Consider the following 18,211-nt stretch of genomic DNA (forward strand, 5'->3'; position numbering starts at 1 on the left):
AAACACCGTGCTGATTATTGAAACCCTGCCGCTGCTCCGCCGTGAAATACGCCGCTGGCGTCAGGATGGTAAACGTATCGCGCTGGTCCCCACCATGGGCAACCTGCACGATGGACATATGACACTGGTTGATGAAGCGCGCGCGCGTGCGGACATCGTGGTGGTGTCCGTTTTCGTTAACCCGATGCAGTTTGAGCGCGCCGACGATCTGGCGAACTACCCACGTACGCTTCAGGCCGACTGTGAAAAGCTGAACCGTCGCGGCGTCGATCTGGTGTTTTCCCCGGCTCCTGCGGATATCTACCCGCAGGGACTGCACGAGCAGACGTTTGTCGATGTTCCCGGCCTCTCCACCCTGCTGGAAGGCGCGAGCCGTCCCGGACATTTTCGCGGCGTGTCCACCATCGTCAGCAAGCTGTTTAACCTGGTCCAGCCGGATATTGCCTGCTTCGGCGAGAAGGACTTCCAGCAGCTGGCGCTGATCCGCAAAATGGTGGCGGATATGGGCTACGACATAGAGATCGTCGGCGTGCCAACGGTGCGCGCGAAAGACGGCCTGGCGCTCAGCTCTCGCAACGGCTATCTGACCGCCGATGAGCGTAAAATCGCGCCGGGGCTGAGCCAGGTGATGAACGATATCGCCACCAAACTCAACAACGGCGAACGCCATATTGAAGAGCTGATTGCCGACGCGGAGATCGCGCTTGCGGAAAAAGGACTACGCGCCGATGGCCTGGCGATTGTGGATGCCGATACCCTGCTGCCGTTAACCACCGACAGCCGCCGGGCGGTGATCCTGATGGCCGGGTGGCTGGGTAAAGCCCGCCTGATTGATAATCAGCAGGTTGATCTCACCCAGTAGACAGCGTTGCCCGCAGGGGCAATACTGTCGTTCGTTTTTCGACTGATTGCAGAGTTACAGCTTATGAACCGTACTATGTTGCAGGGTAAACTCCACCGGGTGAAAGTCACCCAGGCCGACCTGAATTACGAAGGCTCCTGCGCCATCGATCAGGATTTCCTCGACGCTTCCGGCATCCTGCAGTATGAAGCGATCGATATTTACAACGTCAACAACGGCCAGCGTTTTTCCACCTACGCCATTGCCGCAGAACGCGGCTCGAAAATCATTTCGGTGAACGGCGCGGCCGCACGCTGCGCCTGCGAAGGTGACCTGCTGATTATCTGCTCTTATGTGCAGATGTCGGATGCGGAAGCCCGCGAATGGCAGCCGAAAGTGGCCTACTTTGAAGGCGACAACCAGATGAAGCGCGTGGCGAAAGCCGTACCGGTTCAGGTGGCGTAAAAAAACGGGGCGGCCATTGCTGGTCGCCCCGTTCAGTTCAGTCAATCACATCAGGTCCGCAGCCCGCGGCCACGCTGGATAAGCGACCACGCCAGCGCATAAAACACCACGATAAACGCCACCAGAACCGCCATGGTAAAGCCCAGCGGCACGTCATTGATGCCGAGGAAACCGTAACGGAATCCACTAATCATATAGACGATAGGGTTCAGCTTGGAGATCATCTGCCAGACCGGCGGCAGCAGCGTCAGCGAGTAAAACACCCCGCCAAGATAGGTGAGCGGCGTCAGCACAAAGGTCGGGATCAGGCTGATATCGTCAAAGGTGCGGGCAAATACTGCGTTAAGCAGCCCGGCCAGCGAGAACAGAATCGCCGTCAGCAGCAGCGTCACCGCCACCATCAGCCACGAATGCACCTGGAAAGGCACGAAGAACAACGAAATTGCCGTGACCAGCACGCCCACGCAGACCCCGCGCGCCACGCCGCCGCCAACGTAACCGGCGATAATCACATGCGTTGGCACCGGTGCCACCAGCAGCTCTTCAATATTACGCTGGAACTTGGAGCTGAAAAACGACGAGGCGACGTTGGCATAGGCGTTGGTGATCACCGCCATCATGATCAGGCCGGGCACGATAAACTGCATATAGGTGAAGCCATGCATTTCACCAATGCGTGAACCGATCAGATTACCGAAGATAATAAAGTACAGCGTCATGGTAATCACCGGCGGGACCAGCGTCTGAATCCAGATACGGGCGAAGCGGTTAACCTCTTTACTCCAGATGCTCTTCAGGGCTACCCAGTACAAATGTGTCATGCTTTCTCTCCCGTGTGACCATTGACCAGGTCAACAAACAGCTCCTCAAGACGGTTAGCCTTGTTGCGCATACTCAGCACCTGCACGCCCTGGGCGCTCAGCTGGCTAAACACGCTGTTCAGCCCCTGCTCGCGCAGTACTTCCACTTCCAGCGTAGAGGTATCAACCAGCCGATATTTAAATCCTTCCAGCTGCGGCAGCGGGCTTTTTGCGGCCAGATCGAGAATGAAGGTTTCAGATTTCAGCTTCGCCAGCAGTCCCTTCATTGAGGTGTTCTCCACCAGTTCACCGCTCTGGATAATGCCGATATTGCGGCACAGCATTTCTGCCTCTTCCAGATAGTGAGTGGTCAGAATAATGGTGGTGCCACGGGCATTCAGATCTTTCAGGAAGGTCCACATCGAACGACGCAGCTCAATATCCACCCCGGCGGTTGGCTCATCCAGGATCAGCAGCTTCGGTTCGTGCATCAGCGCACGAGCAATCATCAGGCGACGTTTCATACCGCCGGAGAGCATACGCGCACGCTCGTTACGCTTCTGCCAGAGGTCAAGCTGGGTCAGATATTTTTCCGCCCGCTTCACCGCTTCACGCTTCTCCACGCCGTAATAACCGGCCTGATCGACGACGATCTGCTGCACGGTTTCAAACTGGTTAAAGTTAAATTCCTGCGGCACCAGCCCCAGCTGACGCTTGGCATTGACCACATCGTTTTGCAGATCGTAACCAAACACCCGCACCCGGCCGCTGGTTTTATTCACCAGCGAACTGATGATGCCAATAGTGGTGGATTTACCTGCCCCGTTGGGACCGAGCAGCGCATAGAAGTCACCTGCTTCAACCCGGAGATCAATTCCCTTGAGCGCCTGAACTCCGCCCGCGTAGGTTTTGGTCAGTTTTTCAAGTTCCAGTGCATAAGTCATAGGTAAGAAATAGCCCTTTGTATTTATCGTATCGCGTTTAGTTTCTTGTTTGCCGTTTTCAATCGCTGAGCATTGCCCTATATTACCGCAACGTTTTTGTGTGACTGGTCGACACCATTATGAAAGATATTGAAACCCTTATCAGCAATAACCGCGAATGGTCCAGATTGCTGAAGGAGGAAGATCCCGGTTTTTTTGAACGTTTGTCCCTGGCACAAAAACCCCGTTTCCTGTGGATCGGCTGCTCTGACAGCCGCGTACCCGCCGAGCGCCTGACCGGGCTGGAGCCTGGCGAACTTTTTGTTCACCGTAACGTGGCCAACCTGGTGATTCACACCGACCTCAACTGCCTTTCCGTGGTGCAGTACGCGGTGGAGGTGCTGGAAGTAGAACATATTATTATCTGCGGCCACTACGGCTGCGGCGGCGTTCAGGCAGCGGTGGAGAACCCGGAACTCGGCCTGATTAACAACTGGCTGCTGCACATTCGCGATCTCTGGTACAAACACAGTTCGCTGCTGGGTGAGCTGGCACCAGAAAAACGCTTCGATAAACTTTGTGAAATCAACGTGATTGAGCAGGTTTACAACCTTGGTCACTCAACCGTGATGCAGTCAGCGTGGAAACGCGGACAGAAGGTGACAATTCACGGCTGGGTATACGGCATCCTGGACGGCTATCTGCGCGACCTGGGCGTAACGGCCACCAGCCGCGAGATTCTGGAACAGCGCTACCGTCACGGCATCGCTAACCTGCTGAACGACCCGGACCTCAATCCGTAAGCCACGGGCGGCACCCCCCTGCCCGACTGCACTTTGCCGCATATCATATAACAGGCCGAAATTTCCGGCCTTGGTCGATTGTGCGGTGTGCACTCGCGGTCATTTAGCCCGATTTACTCGTCCAGCATCACCACTTTGCCGATATACGGCAGGTGGCGATAGCGCTGGGCGTAGTCAATTCCGTAGCCCACCACGAACTCATCAGGAATAGAGAAGCCGACGTATTCCACCGGCACCTGCACTTCCCGGCGCTCGGGCTTATCCAGCAGAGTACAGATAGCCAGTGACTTAGGCCCGCGCAGGCTGAAGATTTCCCGCACTTTGCTCAGCGTATTACCTGAATCGATAATATCTTCGACAATCAGCACGTCCTTGCCGCGAATATCTTCATCCAGATCCTTGAGGATTTTTACATCGCGGGTGCTGGAGGTGCCGTTACCGTAGCTGGAAGCGGTCATAAAATCGACTTCGTGAGGAACATCAATGGCGCGACACAGGTCGGCCATAAACATAAAGGAGCCGCGCAGCAGGCCAACCAGCACCATGTCGCTGCCGCTGTTGCGGTAATGCTCATTGATTTGCTGGCCAAGCTCAGCGATACGGGATTTGATCTCGGCTTCGGAGATCATTACTTCAACGGTATGTTTCATAGTTAATCGTCGATTGTTCAGGGAAAGCGGCACAGTTTAGCACATTTCTCCCTCCTGACGCCCTCCGTTGCGCAACGCACCGCGTTAAATTACGCAATAGACATACGGACTGCTAAACGTAAAGATAGCCATATTTTATATCGCTACATGTTTTATCCATAGAACGTTAATTCATTTATCCCGCCCATACCGCGCATGATAGTTTAGCGCCAATAATAAAAGCACCGTGCCAAAAGGCAGGAGATTGTATGGCTTCCTCACATTCTAAAAAAACGCATATCGGCAACCGCGAACTGCAGCCGGAAACCCAGATGCTCAATTACGGTTACGACCCGGCGCTGTCGGAAGGCGCAGTCAAACCGCCGGTGTTTCTGACTTCCACTTTTGTGTTTAACAGCGCCGAAGAGGGCCGTGATTTCTTTGACTACGTTTCCGGCCGCCGCGAACCGCCATCGGGCGAGGGAAATGGCCTGGTCTATTCGCGCTTTAACCATCCGAACAGCGAGATTGTTGAAGACCGGCTGGCAGTATATGAACGCACCGACAGCGCAGCGCTGTTCTCCTCCGGTATGTCGGCGATTTCTACCACGCTGCTGGCCTTCACCCGGCCTGGCGACACCATTCTGCACTCCCAGCCGCTTTATGGCGGTACGGAAACCCTGCTGAGTAAAACCTTCGGTAACTTGAATATTTCCAGCGTGGGATTCGCCGACGGCGTGGATGAAGCCTCGGTTCAGGCCGCTGCCGATAAGGCGCTGGCGCAGGGTCGCGTTTCGATGATCCTGATTGAGTCCCCGGCCAACCCGACCAACAGCCTGGTGGATATTGCGCTGATTAAACGCGTTGCGGACAGGATTGAGCAGCAGCAGAATTACCGCCCGGTCATTGCCTGCGATAACACGCTGCTGGGGCCGGTATTCTCACGCCCCACCGAACACGGCGCGGATATCTCGCTCTATTCGCTGACTAAATACGTCGGTGGCCATTCGGATCTCATTGCCGGGGCAGCAATGGGCAGCAAGGCGCTGATTCGCCAGGTGAAAGCGCTGCGCAGCGCCATCGGCACCCAGCTCGATCCGCATTCCAGCTGGATGATTGGCCGATCGCTGGAAACGCTGGCGCTGCGTATGGAGCGCGCTAACGACAACGCCGCCGCGGTGGCGGAGTTTCTGCGCAGCCATTCGCAGGTGGAACACATCCACTACCTGCCGTTCCTCGACGCCGACTCACCGCAGGGCAAAACGTATCGCGCACAGTGCAGCGGTGCCGGTTCCACCTTCTCCTTTGATATTCACGGCGGTGAAGCAGCAGCGTTTAAATTCCTCAATGCGCTACAGCTGTTCAAGCTGGCGGTCAGCCTGGGCGGTACCGAATCCCTCGCCAGCCACCCGGCCAGCACCACCCACTCCGGCGTTCCGCTGGAGGTCCGCGACCGCATCGGCATTAAATCCACCACCATTCGCCTGTCGATCGGTATCGAGAATAAAGACGATTTGATTGAGGATCTGCGGCTGGCGCTGCTGGGATAACGGTTTGATTGATGGCCGTTGCCGGGGGAAATCATCTCCACTCCGGCAACGGCCATCATCACGCCACGGTAAAGCCCAGCATCATCCCGGTATCTTCATGCTCCAGCAGATGGCAGTGCGCCATATAGGCGTTGGGTTTGTCCGCCTTGTGGTTAAAGCGCACCAGGATTTCGCTGCGCCAGCCCTCTACAAGCACCATGTCCTTCCAGCCGCTGCGGTGCGCTGCCGGCGGTTTGCCGTTTTCAGACAGAATGCGGAACTGGGCGCCGTGCACGTGGAAAGGATGCATCATCATGTCGCCCTCGCCGGAGATGGTCCACTTCTCCCACACGCCCTGCTTCGCCTCGAACGCGGGTTTCTCCATATTGAAAGCAACGCCGTTAATCTTATTTCCATTGTGAAAATCGAATGGTGCAGGAGATTTCGCCTGCTTACTCTTCATCTCGCCGTGGTCCATTCCCGCCATCTTGCCGTGGTCCATCCCGGCCATCTTTCCATGGTCCATTCCGCCCATACTGCCGTGATCCATGCCCTGCATTTTCCCGGCTGGCGCGGCGGCGGAACGATCGCCAGTCGCCCCACCCATCCCGTGCGCGGACATGTCCATCCCCGCCATCGCCGCATGGCCGTATTTATCCATCAGCGCCTGCATGCCCCGGCGGTCCAGCTCAGGGTCCATCATCAGCTGTAGCCAACGAGTGTCGGAAGCCTGCGGCACCGCAACGGCAGGCATCTCCACCAGTTTGTCCGGCAGCGTGCCGCTGGCCATCACCCGCAGCGGGGTTATCGACAGCACCGGCAGCGGCTGGTCAAACGGCGTCAGCGTCATGCCCATTTGTCGTAACGGCAGCGTTTGTAGTTCAAACGGTTTGCCGTCGGAGGTATCCACCAGCACTTCGAAGCGCTCACCCGGTATCATCGGCAGCTCACTCAGTTTGACCGGCTCCGCCAGCAGACCACCGTCACTGGCAATCACGTACATCGGGCGGCCATCGCTGGTAGTCAGATTTAGCGAGCGGGCGTTGCAGCCGTTTAACAGGCGCAGGCGCAGCCAGCCGCGCGGCACGCCGTGCTGCGGATAAATCGCGCCGTTGGTCAGCAGCGTATCGCCGAACCAGCCGACCGCCGCGTCCATCACATCCAGCTGATAGTCAATTTTGCTACCGTCTTCGGTCAGGCGTTTATCCTGCAGGATCACCGGAATATCATCCACGCCCCACTGTTTTGGCAGCAGGAGTTTGCCGCTCTCGGGGTCGTTGATCAGCACCAGGCCCGCCAGTCCCTGCGCAACCTGATAGCCGGTACGGCCATGCTGATGAGGGTGGAACCAGCAGGTGGCTGCGGGCTGGTCCGGGGTAAAGCTGACGCTGCGCTGCTGCCCCGGTTCAATTATCGCCTGTGGCCCGCCGTCAACTTCGCCGGGAATTTCCAGACCGTGCCAGTGTACGGTGGTGGCGTCGGGCAGGCGGTTGAAAATATTGACACGGACTTCTTTGCCACGCTCCAGCTGGATCGCCGGGCCGAGCAGGCCGCCGTTGTAGCCCCAGGTCGGAACATCTTTGCCCCGCCAGTGGCTGGTGCTCTGCTGAGCCACGAGTTTGATTTCACCGCGCGCATCGGGCAGCAGCAGTGAGGGAACGGGTAATAAAGGACGCTGTTCAGCCGCCATCAGCGAGTGGCTCCACAGCGGCAGGGCGCTTGCTGCGCCAAGCGCGGCGCTTAATTTTAGAAAGTCACGACGTTGCATCATCCATTCCTTTTGTCAGATGTCGAAAATACAGGCAGCATAAACCCTTACCCTGCGGGAAGGTCAAGCCGCGATAAAAAATGCGAAAACGGCATATCGCAGGATTTCTAAGGGAAAAGGGGCTGGCACCCGGCCTGAACTGTGCTAACGTCTGCTCATTGCACACGAATGAGAATAACTATGAAGAAAAGCATCAAGGCTCTGTTGCTGCTAGGGCTTTTTGGCTTCTCCTCCACCAGTTTCGCCCTGAGTGAAACGGAAGCAGAAGATTTGGCCGATTTAACCGCTGTATTTGTTTATCTGAAAAATGATTGTGGCTACCAGGATCTTCCGGACGGGCAGGTTCGTCGCGCGTTGATGTTTTATGCACAGCAGAATCGTTGGGATTTAAGCAATTACAACAGCTTCAATATGAAAGCACTCGGTGAGGACAGCTATCGCGATCTGAGCGGTATTGCCATTCCGAACGACACTAAGTGCAAATCCCTGGCCCGCGACTCACTGAGCCTGCTTGCCTACGTCCGATAATCACCCGCCGTTCCCCTCCCCGCGTCCGAATTGACCGTGCAACCACGGTCAGAAATCGCTATCCTGTTTCCCCCATTTTTCGTGGCTGTTATGAGGAGAAAACCCCACCATGGCCGATAAAGAAATGTGGTATGAAACCCTTCATGCCGGATTCGGACAGTATTTTTCTGTCGATAACGTACTGTATCGCGAGCAGACCGGGCACCAGGATCTGATCATCTTTGAAAATGCCGCTTTGGGCCGCGTGATGGCGCTGGACGGCGTGGTACAAACCACCGAGCGCGATGAGTTCATTTATCATGAGATGATGACCCATATTCCCCTGCTGGCCCACGGCGCGGCGGAGAGCGTGCTGATTATCGGCGGCGGCGACGGTGCCATGCTGCGCGAAGTGAGCCGCCATCAGAGCATCAAAAAAATCACCATGGTAGAGATCGATGCCGGAGTAGTGACCTTCTGCAAACAGTATCTGCCGAACCACAGCCAGGGTGCCTATGACGACCCGCGCTTTACGCTGGTGATTGATGACGGCGTGAACTTCGTGAAGCAGACCGAGGAAAAGTTTGATGTGATTATCTCTGACTGCACCGATCCGATCGGTCCGGGAGAGAGCCTGTTCACCTCAGACTTCTACGAAGGCTGCCACCGCATCCTTAATGAAAATGGCATCTTCGTGGCGCAGAATGGCGTCTGCTTCCTGCAGCAGGACGAGGCGGTCAACAGCCACCGCAAGCTCGGCCACTATTTCACAGACGTCAGCTTCTATCAGGCAGCAGTACCGACCTACTACGGCGGCATCATGACCTTTGCCTGGGCCAGCGATAATCCGGCGCTGCGCCAGCTGGATGCACCAACGATTGCCGCGCGCTTTGCCGCTTCCGGGCTGACCTGCCGCTACTACAATCCGGCAATCCATGCGGGCAGCTTTGCCCTGCCACAGTATCTGTTAAATGCGCTGGCCAAATGACCGGGCATTTTAAGGGGGTGAACGAAATTGCAAAAGCTTAAACTACATGGCTTCAACAACCTGACGAAAAGCCTGAGTTTTTGTATCTACGATATCTGTTACGCGAACACAGAAGCGGAACGCGACGGATATATTGCGTACATTGATGAGCAGTACAACGCCAACCGTCTGACGGAAATTCTTAGCGAAACCTGCTCGATTATCGGCGCTAACGTGCTGAATATTGCCCGCCAGGATTACGAGCCGCAGGGCGCCAGCGTGACGATTCTGGTCAGCGAAGAGCCGATCGATCCGCGCGATATTGATACCTCTGAACATCCCGGCCCGCTGCCGAACTCGGTAGTTGCCCATCTGGATAAAAGCCATATCTGCGTTCACACCTACCCGGAAAGCCATCCGGAAGGCGGCCTGTGTACCTTCCGCGCCGATATTGAAGTGTCGACCTGCGGGGTGATTTCGCCGCTGAAAGCGCTGAACTACCTGATTCACCAGCTGGAATCAGATATTGTCACCATCGACTATCGCGTGCGCGGTTTCACCCGCGACGTGAACGGGGTGAAACACTTTATCGACCACGAGATCAACTCAATCCAGAACTTCATGTCCGACGATATGAAAGGGATGTATGACATGATGGACGTGAACGTCTATCAGGAAAATATGTTCCACACCAAGATGCTGCTGAAGGATTTCGATCTTCGCCACTATCTGTTTAACACTAAACCTGACGATCTCAGCCCGCAGGAGCACAAGCGGATCACCGATCTGCTGTGGAAAGAGATGCGGGAGATTTATTACGGACGCAATATTCCGTCGGTGGGATTAAAAACGCAGTAACGACTCAGGAATAAAAACGAACCAGCCAGCGTGATGTGACCGATTCAAACCGGTCGCGTTGGCTGGTTTTTAGCGCGGGCGGTATCAACGAGGGATTTCACCTTGCTTGCGCCTCCGTGCGCCATGCCAGCCACAAGGGCTAAAGCGATCCTCACCTCAACAGCCTGCGCTTAACGCCCCTGCAGAAACGCCCGGTAGGCGGCAATCACCGCCAGAAAATCCTCTACGCCGCAAAAAGACAGGCTCTCTTCGTCGTAGTAGTTCATGCCCTCTTCCATTTCATCGCCTTCAAAGCCGAGCTGGTTAGAACGAACGATCACCTCTTCCTCATCCAGCCACAGGGTGTATTCCCGCCCCACGCGCTGCCACTGACGCTCGCTGCCCTTAACGCTGGCAACGGCGGCTTCGACTTCATCCAGCAGCGCCAGATTCTTTTCATCCACCTCGTCGTTGAACCAGTGGCCTACGGCCTCGTGGCCCATCGACATGCGAACTCTCACCACCCCGGTGATATCGCGTAAAAATTCATATTCCATCGTGTTCCCCTCCCGGCAGACTGACCGCGCATGCTCAAGGCTATTTTGCGCCTCTGCCCGGATAATACTGAGCATCAGCGCGCATTATCGCAGCCCGGCGGGGGAAAAACAGCAATATCGACGACGGTCAGGTTCACAACGGCTTGTCAGCGGCGGGTATCACACGGCAGCATGAGCGCATTGGCACTGCCACACTTAACGATTTCCTCCCGTGACGGCCAACAGCAGGCCAAAAACAACCAACAGCCCGCCAAACGCACGATCAATCCAGTGGCGCACGGCCAGCAGGCGCTCCCGCACGGCCCCCGCAGAGAAGCCCAGCGCCACCAGGCTAAACCACGCCATATGCGCCACCGAGATAAACCCACCGTAGCCGATCTGCACCACCAGCGGCGTTTCAGGCCCTACCACCTGCATAAACAGGCTGACGATAAAGATCGTCGTCTTCGGATTGAGGACGTTGGTCAGAAAGCCGGTGCGCAGCGCAGCCGCGTCGGACAGCGGTATCACCCGGCGGTCAACCGGCGCACCGCCCGCGCGGGAGCGCAGCATTTTAACGCCGAGATACACCAGCCAGACGGCACCCACCAGCCTGATGGTGTTAAACAGCCACAGCGACTGCTGGATAAGCAGCCCGACGCCAACCAGCGTATAGGTCACGTGAACCAGCACGCCAAGGCCAATCCCCACCGCGGTCAGCACGCCTGCCCGGCGCGACAGCATCAGGCTGTTGCGCGTGACCATGGCAAAGTCCGGCCCCGGGCTGATCACGGCCAGCAGAGTAATGGTGATTACAGCTATCAATTCGGTCATGGGTTATCCTGTCAGAAATGAGTTAATTGCCGCGATAATAGCGGCAGGCTATCAGGATGAATAACGATGATTTCTGACATCAACGGTGAGTCTGAATCACCATTAAACGATGAGCGACTGCCTTCGCTGCTGGCGCTTCGTTGCTTCGAGGCTGCCGCCAGGCAGGAGAACTTCAGCCGCGCCGCCGCTGAGCTGCACCTTACGCACGGCGCGGTCAGCCGGGCGGTGCGCCTGCTGGAGGACGAGCTGGGCGTGGCGCTGTTCGAGCGCCGCAGCCGACGGGTATTTCTGACCGATGCGGGCCGCACGCTGGCCAGAGCAGTCGGCGAGGGAATGGATTTGATGCGCCAGGCGGTCAGCGAGCTGCGCGCCCGCGCCAGCCAGAAGCGGCAGTGGGTGCTGTCCTGCGAGCCAACGCTGCTGATGCGCTGGCTGATCCCCCGCTGGTCAGATTTTCAGGCTCGCCATCCGGGCACAGACGTTCATCTTGTTGCCGGCGGCGGCCCGTTCTCTTTTGCTAACGGCATCGATCTGGCGATTCGCCGCAGCGATTTTCCGCTACCGGGGAGCTATCACGCCGAACCGCTGTTTGCTGAAAAAGTCGGCCCGGTTTGCCGTACGGATAAGGCCGCAGGCTGGTTTAGCGAAGAACAGCACGTTGCCAAACTCAGGCAGGATGCGCCGCGTCTGCATACGCGTACCCGGCCCGGCGCATGGCAGGAATGGGCGGCCGCTGCGGGGCATTCGCCTTTTGATACCCGCGGGCAAACGTTCGATCACTTCTATTTCAGCCTGCAGGCCGCAATGGCAGGGCTCGGCGTGGCCATCGGCCCGTGGCACCTGGTGCGTGACGATGTGGAGAGCGGCGTGTTGAGCGCGCCGTTGGGGTTTATCGAAGACGGTTCCCACTACTGCCTGCTGTCATCCAAACCCCTCGCACCGGGCAGCCCAGAGGCCGAACTGCTGGCATGGTTAAGGTTGCAGGCATAAAGAAGAGGAAAATCAACGCAGAAAAGACAGTCGGGCAAGCTGAGGGGGACGGGAATGACAATCGCCTGAGCTCAGGAAAAAGATAAAACTGAGGGGAATAGCAGCCGCTTTCTGAGCAAGGAAGTTTAAGATAGGTAATAAAAAAGAGCCGACCGGCGGCTCTTTTTAACGGGGCAATGTTCAGTCATTTCTGCCTGAAACATTGCCCGGTCTGAATGATTTTTACCGACTGACATCGGAAAAATCATTATTCTCGGCGTTATCAGACCGCAGTCTGGAAAATCACGCCGTCAGCTTTGTCAGTGTACTGGCTCAACTGGTCGAAGTTCAGATAACGATAGGTATCCACGGCGGTTTTATCCACCTGATCCATAAACTTCAGATACTCTTCCGGCGTCGGCAGTTTGCCCAGCAGAGAAGCAACCGCAGCCAGCTCGGCGGAGGCCAGGAACACGTTAGCACCGTTACCAAGGCGGTTCGGGAAGTTACGCGTTGAGGTCGATACCACCGTTGCGCCATCTTTCACACGCGCCTGGTTACCCATGCACAGTGAACAGCCCGGGATCTCGATGCGCGCACCGCTCTTACCGAATACGCTGTAGTAGCCTTCCTCAGTCAGCTGCGCGGCATCCATCTTGGTTGGCGGAGCCACCCACAGACGGGTTGGCAGCTGCCCTTTATGGGCATCCAGCAGTTTACCGGCAGCACGGAAGTGACCGATGTTGGTCATGCACGAACCGATAAAGACCTCATCGATCTTCTCGCCCTGCACGTCAGACAGCAGACGGGCGTCGTCCGGATCGTTTGGCGCACACAGGATTGGCTCTTTGATATCCGCCAGATCGATGTCGATCACCGCCGCATATTCTGCGTCAGCATCGGCTTCCAGCAGCTGCGGATCGGCCAGCCATTTTTCCATGCCTTCTACGCGGCGCTCCAGCGTACGACGATCGCCGTAGCCTTCAGAGATCATCCACTTCAGCAGCACGATGTTGGACTGCAGATACTCGATGATCGGCTCTTTATCCAGCTTAATGGTACAACCGGCGGCAGAGCGCTCTGCGGAAGCATCGGTCAGCTCAAATGCCTGCTCAACTTTCAGCTTCGGCAGACCTTCGATTTCCAGTACGCGGCCGGAGAAGATGTTTTTCTTACCTTTCTTCTCAACGGTCAGCAGGCCTGCTTTGATCGCATACAGCGGAATGGCGTGAACCAGGTCGCGCAGGGTGATACCCGGCTGCATTTCGCCTTTGAAGCGCACCAGCACCGATTCAGGCATGTCCAGCGGCATCACGCCGGTCGCAGCGGCAAACGCCACCAGACCAGACCCCGCCGGGAAGGAGATACCGATTGGGAAACGGGTATGTGAGTCACCACCTGTACCGACGGTATCCGGCAGCAGCATACGGTTCAGCCAGCTGTGGATAACACCATCGCCCGGGCGCAGCGACACGCCGCCACGGTTCATAATGAAGTCAGGCAGAGTATGGTGAGTGGTCACGTCAACCGGCTTAGGATACGCAGCGGTATGACAGAACGACTGCATCACCAGATCGGCTGAGAAGCCCAGACAGGCCAGGTCTTTCAGCTCGTCACGGGTCATCGGGCCGGTGGTGTCCTGAGAACCCACTGAGGTCATTTTCGGTTCGCAGTAAGCGCCAGGACGGATGCCTTCTACGCCACAGGCACGGCCAACCATTTTCTGCGCCAGTGAGAAGCCACGGCTGCTGCTCGCCACATCTTTCGCCTGAACAAACACATCGCTGTGCGGCAGGCCGAGGGATTCGCGGGCTTTGGTGGTCAGGCCGCGGCCGATAATCAGCGGGATACGGCCACCGGCGCGTACTTCATCCAGCAGCACGTCGGTTTTCAGCTCGAAGTTCGCCAGCAGTTCGTCGGTTTCGTGGTTACGCACTTCGCCTTTGTACGGGAAGATATCGATCACGTCGCCCATATTCAGCTTGTCGACTTCCACTTCGATCGGCAGCGCACCGGCATCTTCCATCGTGTTAAAGAAGATTGGAGCGATTTTGCCGCCGAGGCACACGCCGCCGCCCTTCTTGTTAGGCACGTAAGGAATGTCGTCACCCATAAACCACAGCACCGAGTTGGTAGCGGATTTACGTGATGAACCGGTACCGACTACGTCACCAACGTAGGTCAGCGGGAAGCCTTTTTTCTGTAATTCTTCGATCTGTTTGATCGGTCCAACGTTACCGGCATCGTCGGGTACAATGCCATCACGTTCGATTTTCAACATCGCCAGCGCGTGCAGTGGAATATCCGGGCGAGACCATGCATCCGGTGCCGGAGAGAGGTCATCGGTATTGGTTTCGCCGGTCACTTTAAACACGGTTACGGTGATTTTGTCTGCCAGTTTAGGACGCTTCAGGAACCATTCTGCGTCAGCCCACGACTGAATAATTTTTTTCGCGTGTGGGTTGCCCGCTTTGGCTTTTTCTTCAACATCGTAGAAGTTGTCGAACATCAGCAGCGTATGGGACAGGGCTTCTGCGGCAATCGGTGCCAGCTTTTCATCATCCAGGGCTTCGATCAGCGCATGGATGTTATAGCCGCCCTGCATGGTGCCGAGCAGTTCAACTGCTTTTTCAGGAGTAACCAGAGGGGAGGTAGCTTCGCCTTTCGCGACAGCGGCCAGGAAACCGGCTTTAACATAGGCCGCTTCATCTACACCCGGCGGGACTCGATTGATCAACAGGTCTGACAGGAATTCTTCTTCACCCGCTGGAGGGGCTTTTAGCAGTTCAACCAGCGCGGCCATTTGGGAAGCATCTAACGGTTTAGGAACGATCCCCTGGGCAGCACGCTCGGCAACGTGCTTACGGTATTCTTCTAGCACGACGTTCTCCTCGCTCTCATTGTATATGGCATCCCGGGTCACCCAAGTCACCGCTATTAGTGATAACCATCCATGTGTAGGGTAAGGCGCCCGGTTCCGCGTGGGGCAGCATAGCAGGATTTCGTTCGCATGTTAATCTGTTTACAAATAAGCAACATTATTTGCGAGGTGCGTCAACTCCGGTTAGTTCCTTTTTTACAGCATTCCACACTAGTCAGGTGGTTAATGTTTAGTATTTATTCTGTTCGTTGGGTGATATAGCGGCATTTAATCCAGTAATTAATCTTTGTCGCTTTTAATTTTATGCTAAAAATCGTCAACTTTTCGCATTAGTTGATAACCTGAGATTCGGGTTAGGGGCTGGTGAAGGCTGGGAGTTGTGTGCTCGCGCTGGCTGGCTGTGGCCCCTGCCGGGCGGTCCTCGCGCCGCTTCGCGGTGCCTTCACTTCGTTCGTCAGCCTTTCGGACCGACGCAGACGCGCGTCCTGCGCGGCTGCGTCTTTCGCCCACTTCCCTGTGGGCGAATCCTGGCTTCCTCGCTACGTTCAGCGCTGCGGATTACCCTTCAGGGGCCACAGTCAGCCCGCTTTCAATTGCAGTGTCGCCTGTCATACCGTTAGCTATTATGTTTTTTAAAGGGGTTATTCTGAGCTAATCAAACTTCATACATTGATAATTAATACCGACACAATCCGATGTTATTCCAGAAGTTATCACCCTATTAGCGACGTTTTGACCTTTCAATGTTAACAACACGGCATAACCTCTTAGCCATACTAACCACATTAGCAGGCACATTTTCATTTCAAACAGTCAGTTCGTAGCTTCATTCCATTGCACCGTAGTGGCCCGTTTATTTTCGCAATTCTCATACCGCTTCAGGCATAGCCCGCGAAACACCATCATTTCCATGCAGCTTCAGGTATGCCCCACCAAACACGATGATCCCCATGAAGTTTCAGGCAGCCAGCACATTGCATAAAGGGGGTCAGCCTCTGCGGCAGCCGGGCAATCCGCAGCGCCGAGGTGCAGGCGGCGGGGCCGGAGAGACCAGCAGGGATGCTGGGCTCAGGCGTGGCGCGGGCAGGACGCCCGCTCCGCGCCGATCCGTAAGACCCGCAGCCGAAACCGAGGGGACCGCGAAGCGGCGCGAGGACCGCCCAGCCGCCGCAAAGGCTGAACCCCGATCCCCATAGCCACAACCAACTCAGCCAACTCAGCCAACTCAGCCAACTCAGCCAACTCAGCCAACTCAGCCAGAGAATATTCTCCACCACCCGCACTGCCACGGATTTTCATGCTCACCCTATACATTTTTACTAATTTTCGCCCACTCCCCCCGGCGTTAGGATGACGCAGGATTTAACAATTTTTAAACATCCTGTCATCTCAACATGCACCAGCGGGGGTAAACCGATGTGGACACAACAGAAGTGGCAGCAGCGCGCGGAACAGCAGCACTTTATCCAACGGGCAATTATTGATGGCCAGAAACTGACCTCGGTCAGTGAAAAAACCTTCGCCGTTATCAACCCGGCAACCCAGCGACTGCTGGCCGAAGTGGATATCAGCGAGCAGATCACGGTCAATCAGGCCGTGAACGTGGCACGCCGCTGCTTCGAACGCGGCAACTGGTCGCAGCAGTCACCCGCTTCCCGCAAACAGGTTCTGCTGCGCCTGGCGGACCTGATCATGCAGCATGCCGATGAGCTGGCGCTGCTGGATTCGCTGAGCATGGGCAAAACGGTGACCGATGCCAGAGAGCTGGACGTACCCGGCGCGGCAGGCGTGTTCAGATGGTATGCCGAAAGCCTGGACAAACTTTACGGCCAGATAGCCCCCACCGCGCAGAGCGCCGTCGCCATGATTACCCGCGCACCGCTCGGCGTCATCGCCGCCGTGGTGCCGTGGAATTTCCCGCTGGATATGGCCGCCTGGAAACTGGCACCGGCACTGGCCGCAGGCAACAGCGTCATACTCAAACCGGCAGAACAGTCGCCCTTCTCGGCATTGCGCCTTGCTGAACTGGCGCTGGAAGCGGGTCTGCCGCCGGGCGTGCTCAATGTGCTTCCCGGTAACGGCGAAATCACCGGTAAAGCGCTCGGTCTGCATGAAGATGTTGATGCCGTGGTGTTTACCGGCTCCACCCAGGTCGGAAAATACTTTATGCATTATGCCGCGCAGTCCAACCTCAAACAGGTCTGGCTGGAGTGTGGCGGAAAAAGCCCGAACCTGATCTTCGCCGACTGCCATAACCTTGAACTGGCTGCGGAAAAGGCCGCAGCGGCTATCTTCTTCAACCAGGGCGAAGTCTGCTCCGCCAACTCCCGCCTGCTGGTTGAGCACAACATTCACCATGAATTCGTTGAACGCCTGCTGGCTCAGGCCCAGAAATGGCAGCCGGGCGACCCGCTCAATCCTGCCAGCCACGCCGGTGCGATGGTCAGCAACCGCCATAGCGACAGAGTCATGAGCTACATCCAGGTTGCCCGCGAACAGGGGGCAGAACTGCGCTGCGGCGGTGAGCGGTTGACGATTAACGGCTCAAACAATTTTATCCAGCCGACCATATTTACCGGCGTCCGCTCCGATATGCAGCTGGTAAAGGAAGAGATTTTTGGCCCGGTGCTGGCGGTGATGCCCTTCGATGGTGAAGAGCAGGCGATCGCCCTTGCCAATGACAGCATCTACGGACTGGCGGCATCGATATGGAGCGGCGATTTAAGCCGTGCGCACCGGGTTGCCCAGCGGCTGAATGTCGGCACGGTATCCGTGAATACCATTGATGCTATCGACGTCAGCGTCCCCTTCGGCGGCGGCAAGCAGTCGGGCTTTGGCCGCGACCTTTCGCTGCACGCGTTCGACAAATTTACCCAGTTAAAAACCACCTGGATTCAGCTGTGCCAGTGACCCTCGTTCTCC

16 protein-coding genes are annotated in these 18,211 nt (G+C 56.5%); 9 read left to right on the forward strand and 7 right to left on the reverse strand.

Annotated features, from left to right (window positions below; translation table 11 throughout):
* Window positions 1-7: 7 nt before the first annotated feature.
* Window positions 8-862: a pantoate--beta-alanine ligase gene (gene panC, locus OMR58_RS13695; RefSeq protein ID WP_264546202.1), complete on the forward strand. Its 855-nt coding sequence runs from the start codon at window positions 8-10 to the stop codon at window positions 860-862.
* 63 nt (window positions 863-925) lie between these two features.
* A complete protein-coding gene (gene panD, locus OMR58_RS13700; protein ID WP_062747172.1) occupies window positions 926-1,306 on the forward strand; it encodes an aspartate 1-decarboxylase in 381 nt (126 codons plus the stop codon).
* Window positions 1,307-1,356: 50 nt separating this feature from the next.
* On the opposite strand, the gene OMR58_RS13705 is transcribed toward panD, so the two are convergent.
* Window positions 1,357-2,127, reverse strand: coding sequence for an ABC transporter permease (locus OMR58_RS13705; protein ID WP_200545267.1), 771 nt, complete (start codon window positions 2,125-2,127; stop codon window positions 1,357-1,359).
* Window positions 2,124-3,050, reverse strand: a complete 927-nt coding sequence (locus tag OMR58_RS13710; protein ID WP_105595414.1) for an ABC transporter ATP-binding protein — start codon at window positions 3,048-3,050, stop codon at window positions 2,124-2,126. The genes OMR58_RS13705 and OMR58_RS13710 overlap by 4 nt, the downstream gene beginning before the upstream one ends.
* A gap of 119 nt (window positions 3,051-3,169) precedes the next feature.
* On the opposite strand from OMR58_RS13710, the gene can reads away from it, so the two are divergent.
* Complete coding sequence (can, locus tag OMR58_RS13715; RefSeq protein WP_105595413.1) at window positions 3,170-3,832, forward strand: carbonate dehydratase; 663 nt, start codon at window positions 3,170-3,172, stop codon at window positions 3,830-3,832.
* A gap of 113 nt (window positions 3,833-3,945) precedes the next feature.
* Here can and hpt read toward each other — a convergent pair whose 3' ends face one another.
* Complete coding sequence (hpt, locus tag OMR58_RS13720; protein ID WP_105595412.1) at window positions 3,946-4,482, reverse strand: hypoxanthine phosphoribosyltransferase; 537 nt, start codon at window positions 4,480-4,482, stop codon at window positions 3,946-3,948.
* A gap of 248 nt (window positions 4,483-4,730) precedes the next feature.
* Between hpt and OMR58_RS13725 the strand changes: the two genes are divergently transcribed.
* Window positions 4,731-6,011, forward strand: coding sequence for a cystathionine gamma-synthase family protein (locus tag OMR58_RS13725; protein WP_264546203.1), 1,281 nt, complete (start codon window positions 4,731-4,733; stop codon window positions 6,009-6,011).
* A 58-nt stretch (window positions 6,012-6,069) separates the two neighbouring features.
* Here OMR58_RS13725 and cueO read toward each other — a convergent pair whose 3' ends face one another.
* Window positions 6,070-7,758, reverse strand: a complete 1,689-nt coding sequence (cueO, locus tag OMR58_RS13730) for a multicopper oxidase CueO (RefSeq protein ID WP_264546293.1) — start codon at window positions 7,756-7,758, stop codon at window positions 6,070-6,072.
* 180 nt (window positions 7,759-7,938) lie between these two features.
* Between cueO and OMR58_RS13735 the strand changes: the two genes are divergently transcribed.
* The 3 genes from OMR58_RS13735 (at window position 7,939) to speD (ending at window position 10,090) form a co-directional block, all read left to right on the forward strand.
* Entirely contained in the window at window positions 7,939-8,286 is a 348-nt protein-coding gene (locus OMR58_RS13735) for a YacC family pilotin-like protein (RefSeq protein WP_105595409.1), read from the forward strand.
* A 109-nt stretch (window positions 8,287-8,395) separates the two neighbouring features.
* On the forward strand, window positions 8,396-9,253 hold the full coding sequence (gene speE / locus OMR58_RS13740; protein ID WP_264546204.1) for a polyamine aminopropyltransferase: 858 nt from the start codon (window positions 8,396-8,398) through the stop codon (window positions 9,251-9,253).
* 27 nt (window positions 9,254-9,280) lie between these two features.
* Window positions 9,281-10,090 carry an adenosylmethionine decarboxylase gene (gene speD, locus OMR58_RS13745; protein ID WP_105595407.1) on the forward strand — a complete coding sequence of 270 codons (810 nt, stop codon included), beginning with the start codon at window positions 9,281-9,283 and terminating at the stop codon, window positions 10,088-10,090.
* A 170-nt stretch (window positions 10,091-10,260) separates the two neighbouring features.
* Here speD and yacL read toward each other — a convergent pair whose 3' ends face one another.
* The gene (yacL, locus tag OMR58_RS13750; RefSeq protein ID WP_264546205.1) at window positions 10,261-10,626 is read right to left on the reverse strand and encodes a protein YacL; all 366 of its coding nucleotides are present in this window, start codon (window positions 10,624-10,626) and stop codon (window positions 10,261-10,263) included.
* 195 nt (window positions 10,627-10,821) lie between these two features.
* Window positions 10,822-11,439 (reverse strand): LysE family translocator, encoded by a 618-nt coding sequence (locus OMR58_RS13755; protein ID WP_200563072.1) that lies wholly within the window; start codon window positions 11,437-11,439, stop codon window positions 10,822-10,824.
* 66 nt (window positions 11,440-11,505) lie between these two features.
* Here OMR58_RS13755 and OMR58_RS13760 point away from each other — a divergent pair, with 66 nt between their 5' ends.
* Entirely contained in the window at window positions 11,506-12,429 is a 924-nt protein-coding gene (locus tag OMR58_RS13760) for a LysR family transcriptional regulator (protein WP_264546206.1), read from the forward strand.
* 262 nt (window positions 12,430-12,691) lie between these two features.
* Here the strand turns inward: OMR58_RS13760 and acnB are convergent, their stop codons facing one another.
* Window positions 12,692-15,289, reverse strand: coding sequence for a bifunctional aconitate hydratase 2/2-methylisocitrate dehydratase (gene acnB, locus OMR58_RS13765; RefSeq protein WP_264546207.1), 2,598 nt, complete (start codon window positions 15,287-15,289; stop codon window positions 12,692-12,694).
* A gap of 1,416 nt (window positions 15,290-16,705) precedes the next feature.
* Here acnB and OMR58_RS13770 point away from each other — a divergent pair.
* Complete coding sequence (locus OMR58_RS13770) at window positions 16,706-18,199, forward strand: aldehyde dehydrogenase (RefSeq protein ID WP_264546208.1); 1,494 nt, start codon at window positions 16,706-16,708, stop codon at window positions 18,197-18,199.
* The last annotated feature ends 12 nt before the right edge of the window (window positions 18,200-18,211 follow it).

Source organism: Erwinia sp. INIA01 (assembly GCF_025947915.1).
GTDB classification, from domain to species: domain Bacteria; phylum Pseudomonadota; class Gammaproteobacteria; order Enterobacterales; family Enterobacteriaceae; genus Erwinia; species Erwinia coffeiphila.

What these genes read in the sequence shown, in the direction of transcription:
- OMR58_RS13770 (WP_264546208.1), top strand. Translation starts at nt 16,706, where the DNA reads ATGTGGACACAACAGAAGTGGCAGCAGCGCGCGGAACAGCAGCACTTT.
- hpt (WP_105595412.1), bottom strand. Translation starts at nt 4,482, where the DNA reads ATGAAACATACCGTTGAAGTAATGATCTCCGAAGCCGAGATCAAATCC.
- can (WP_105595413.1), top strand. Translation starts at nt 3,170, where the DNA reads ATGAAAGATATTGAAACCCTTATCAGCAATAACCGCGAATGGTCCAGA.
- speE (WP_264546204.1), top strand. Translation starts at nt 8,396, where the DNA reads ATGGCCGATAAAGAAATGTGGTATGAAACCCTTCATGCCGGATTCGGA.
- OMR58_RS13725 (WP_264546203.1), top strand. Translation starts at nt 4,731, where the DNA reads ATGGCTTCCTCACATTCTAAAAAAACGCATATCGGCAACCGCGAACTG.
- panD (WP_062747172.1), top strand. Translation starts at nt 926, where the DNA reads ATGAACCGTACTATGTTGCAGGGTAAACTCCACCGGGTGAAAGTCACC.
- OMR58_RS13710 (WP_105595414.1), bottom strand. Translation starts at nt 3,050, where the DNA reads ATGACTTATGCACTGGAACTTGAAAAACTGACCAAAACCTACGCGGGC.
- OMR58_RS13735 (WP_105595409.1), top strand. Translation starts at nt 7,939, where the DNA reads ATGAAGAAAAGCATCAAGGCTCTGTTGCTGCTAGGGCTTTTTGGCTTC.
- OMR58_RS13760 (WP_264546206.1), top strand. Translation starts at nt 11,506, where the DNA reads ATGATTTCTGACATCAACGGTGAGTCTGAATCACCATTAAACGATGAG.
- cueO (WP_264546293.1), bottom strand. Translation starts at nt 7,758, where the DNA reads ATGCAACGTCGTGACTTTCTAAAATTAAGCGCCGCGCTTGGCGCAGCA.
- yacL (WP_264546205.1), bottom strand. Translation starts at nt 10,626, where the DNA reads ATGGAATATGAATTTTTACGCGATATCACCGGGGTGGTGAGAGTTCGC.
- OMR58_RS13755 (WP_200563072.1), bottom strand. Translation starts at nt 11,439, where the DNA reads ATGACCGAATTGATAGCTGTAATCACCATTACTCTGCTGGCCGTGATC.
- OMR58_RS13705 (WP_200545267.1), bottom strand. Translation starts at nt 2,127, where the DNA reads ATGACACATTTGTACTGGGTAGCCCTGAAGAGCATCTGGAGTAAAGAG.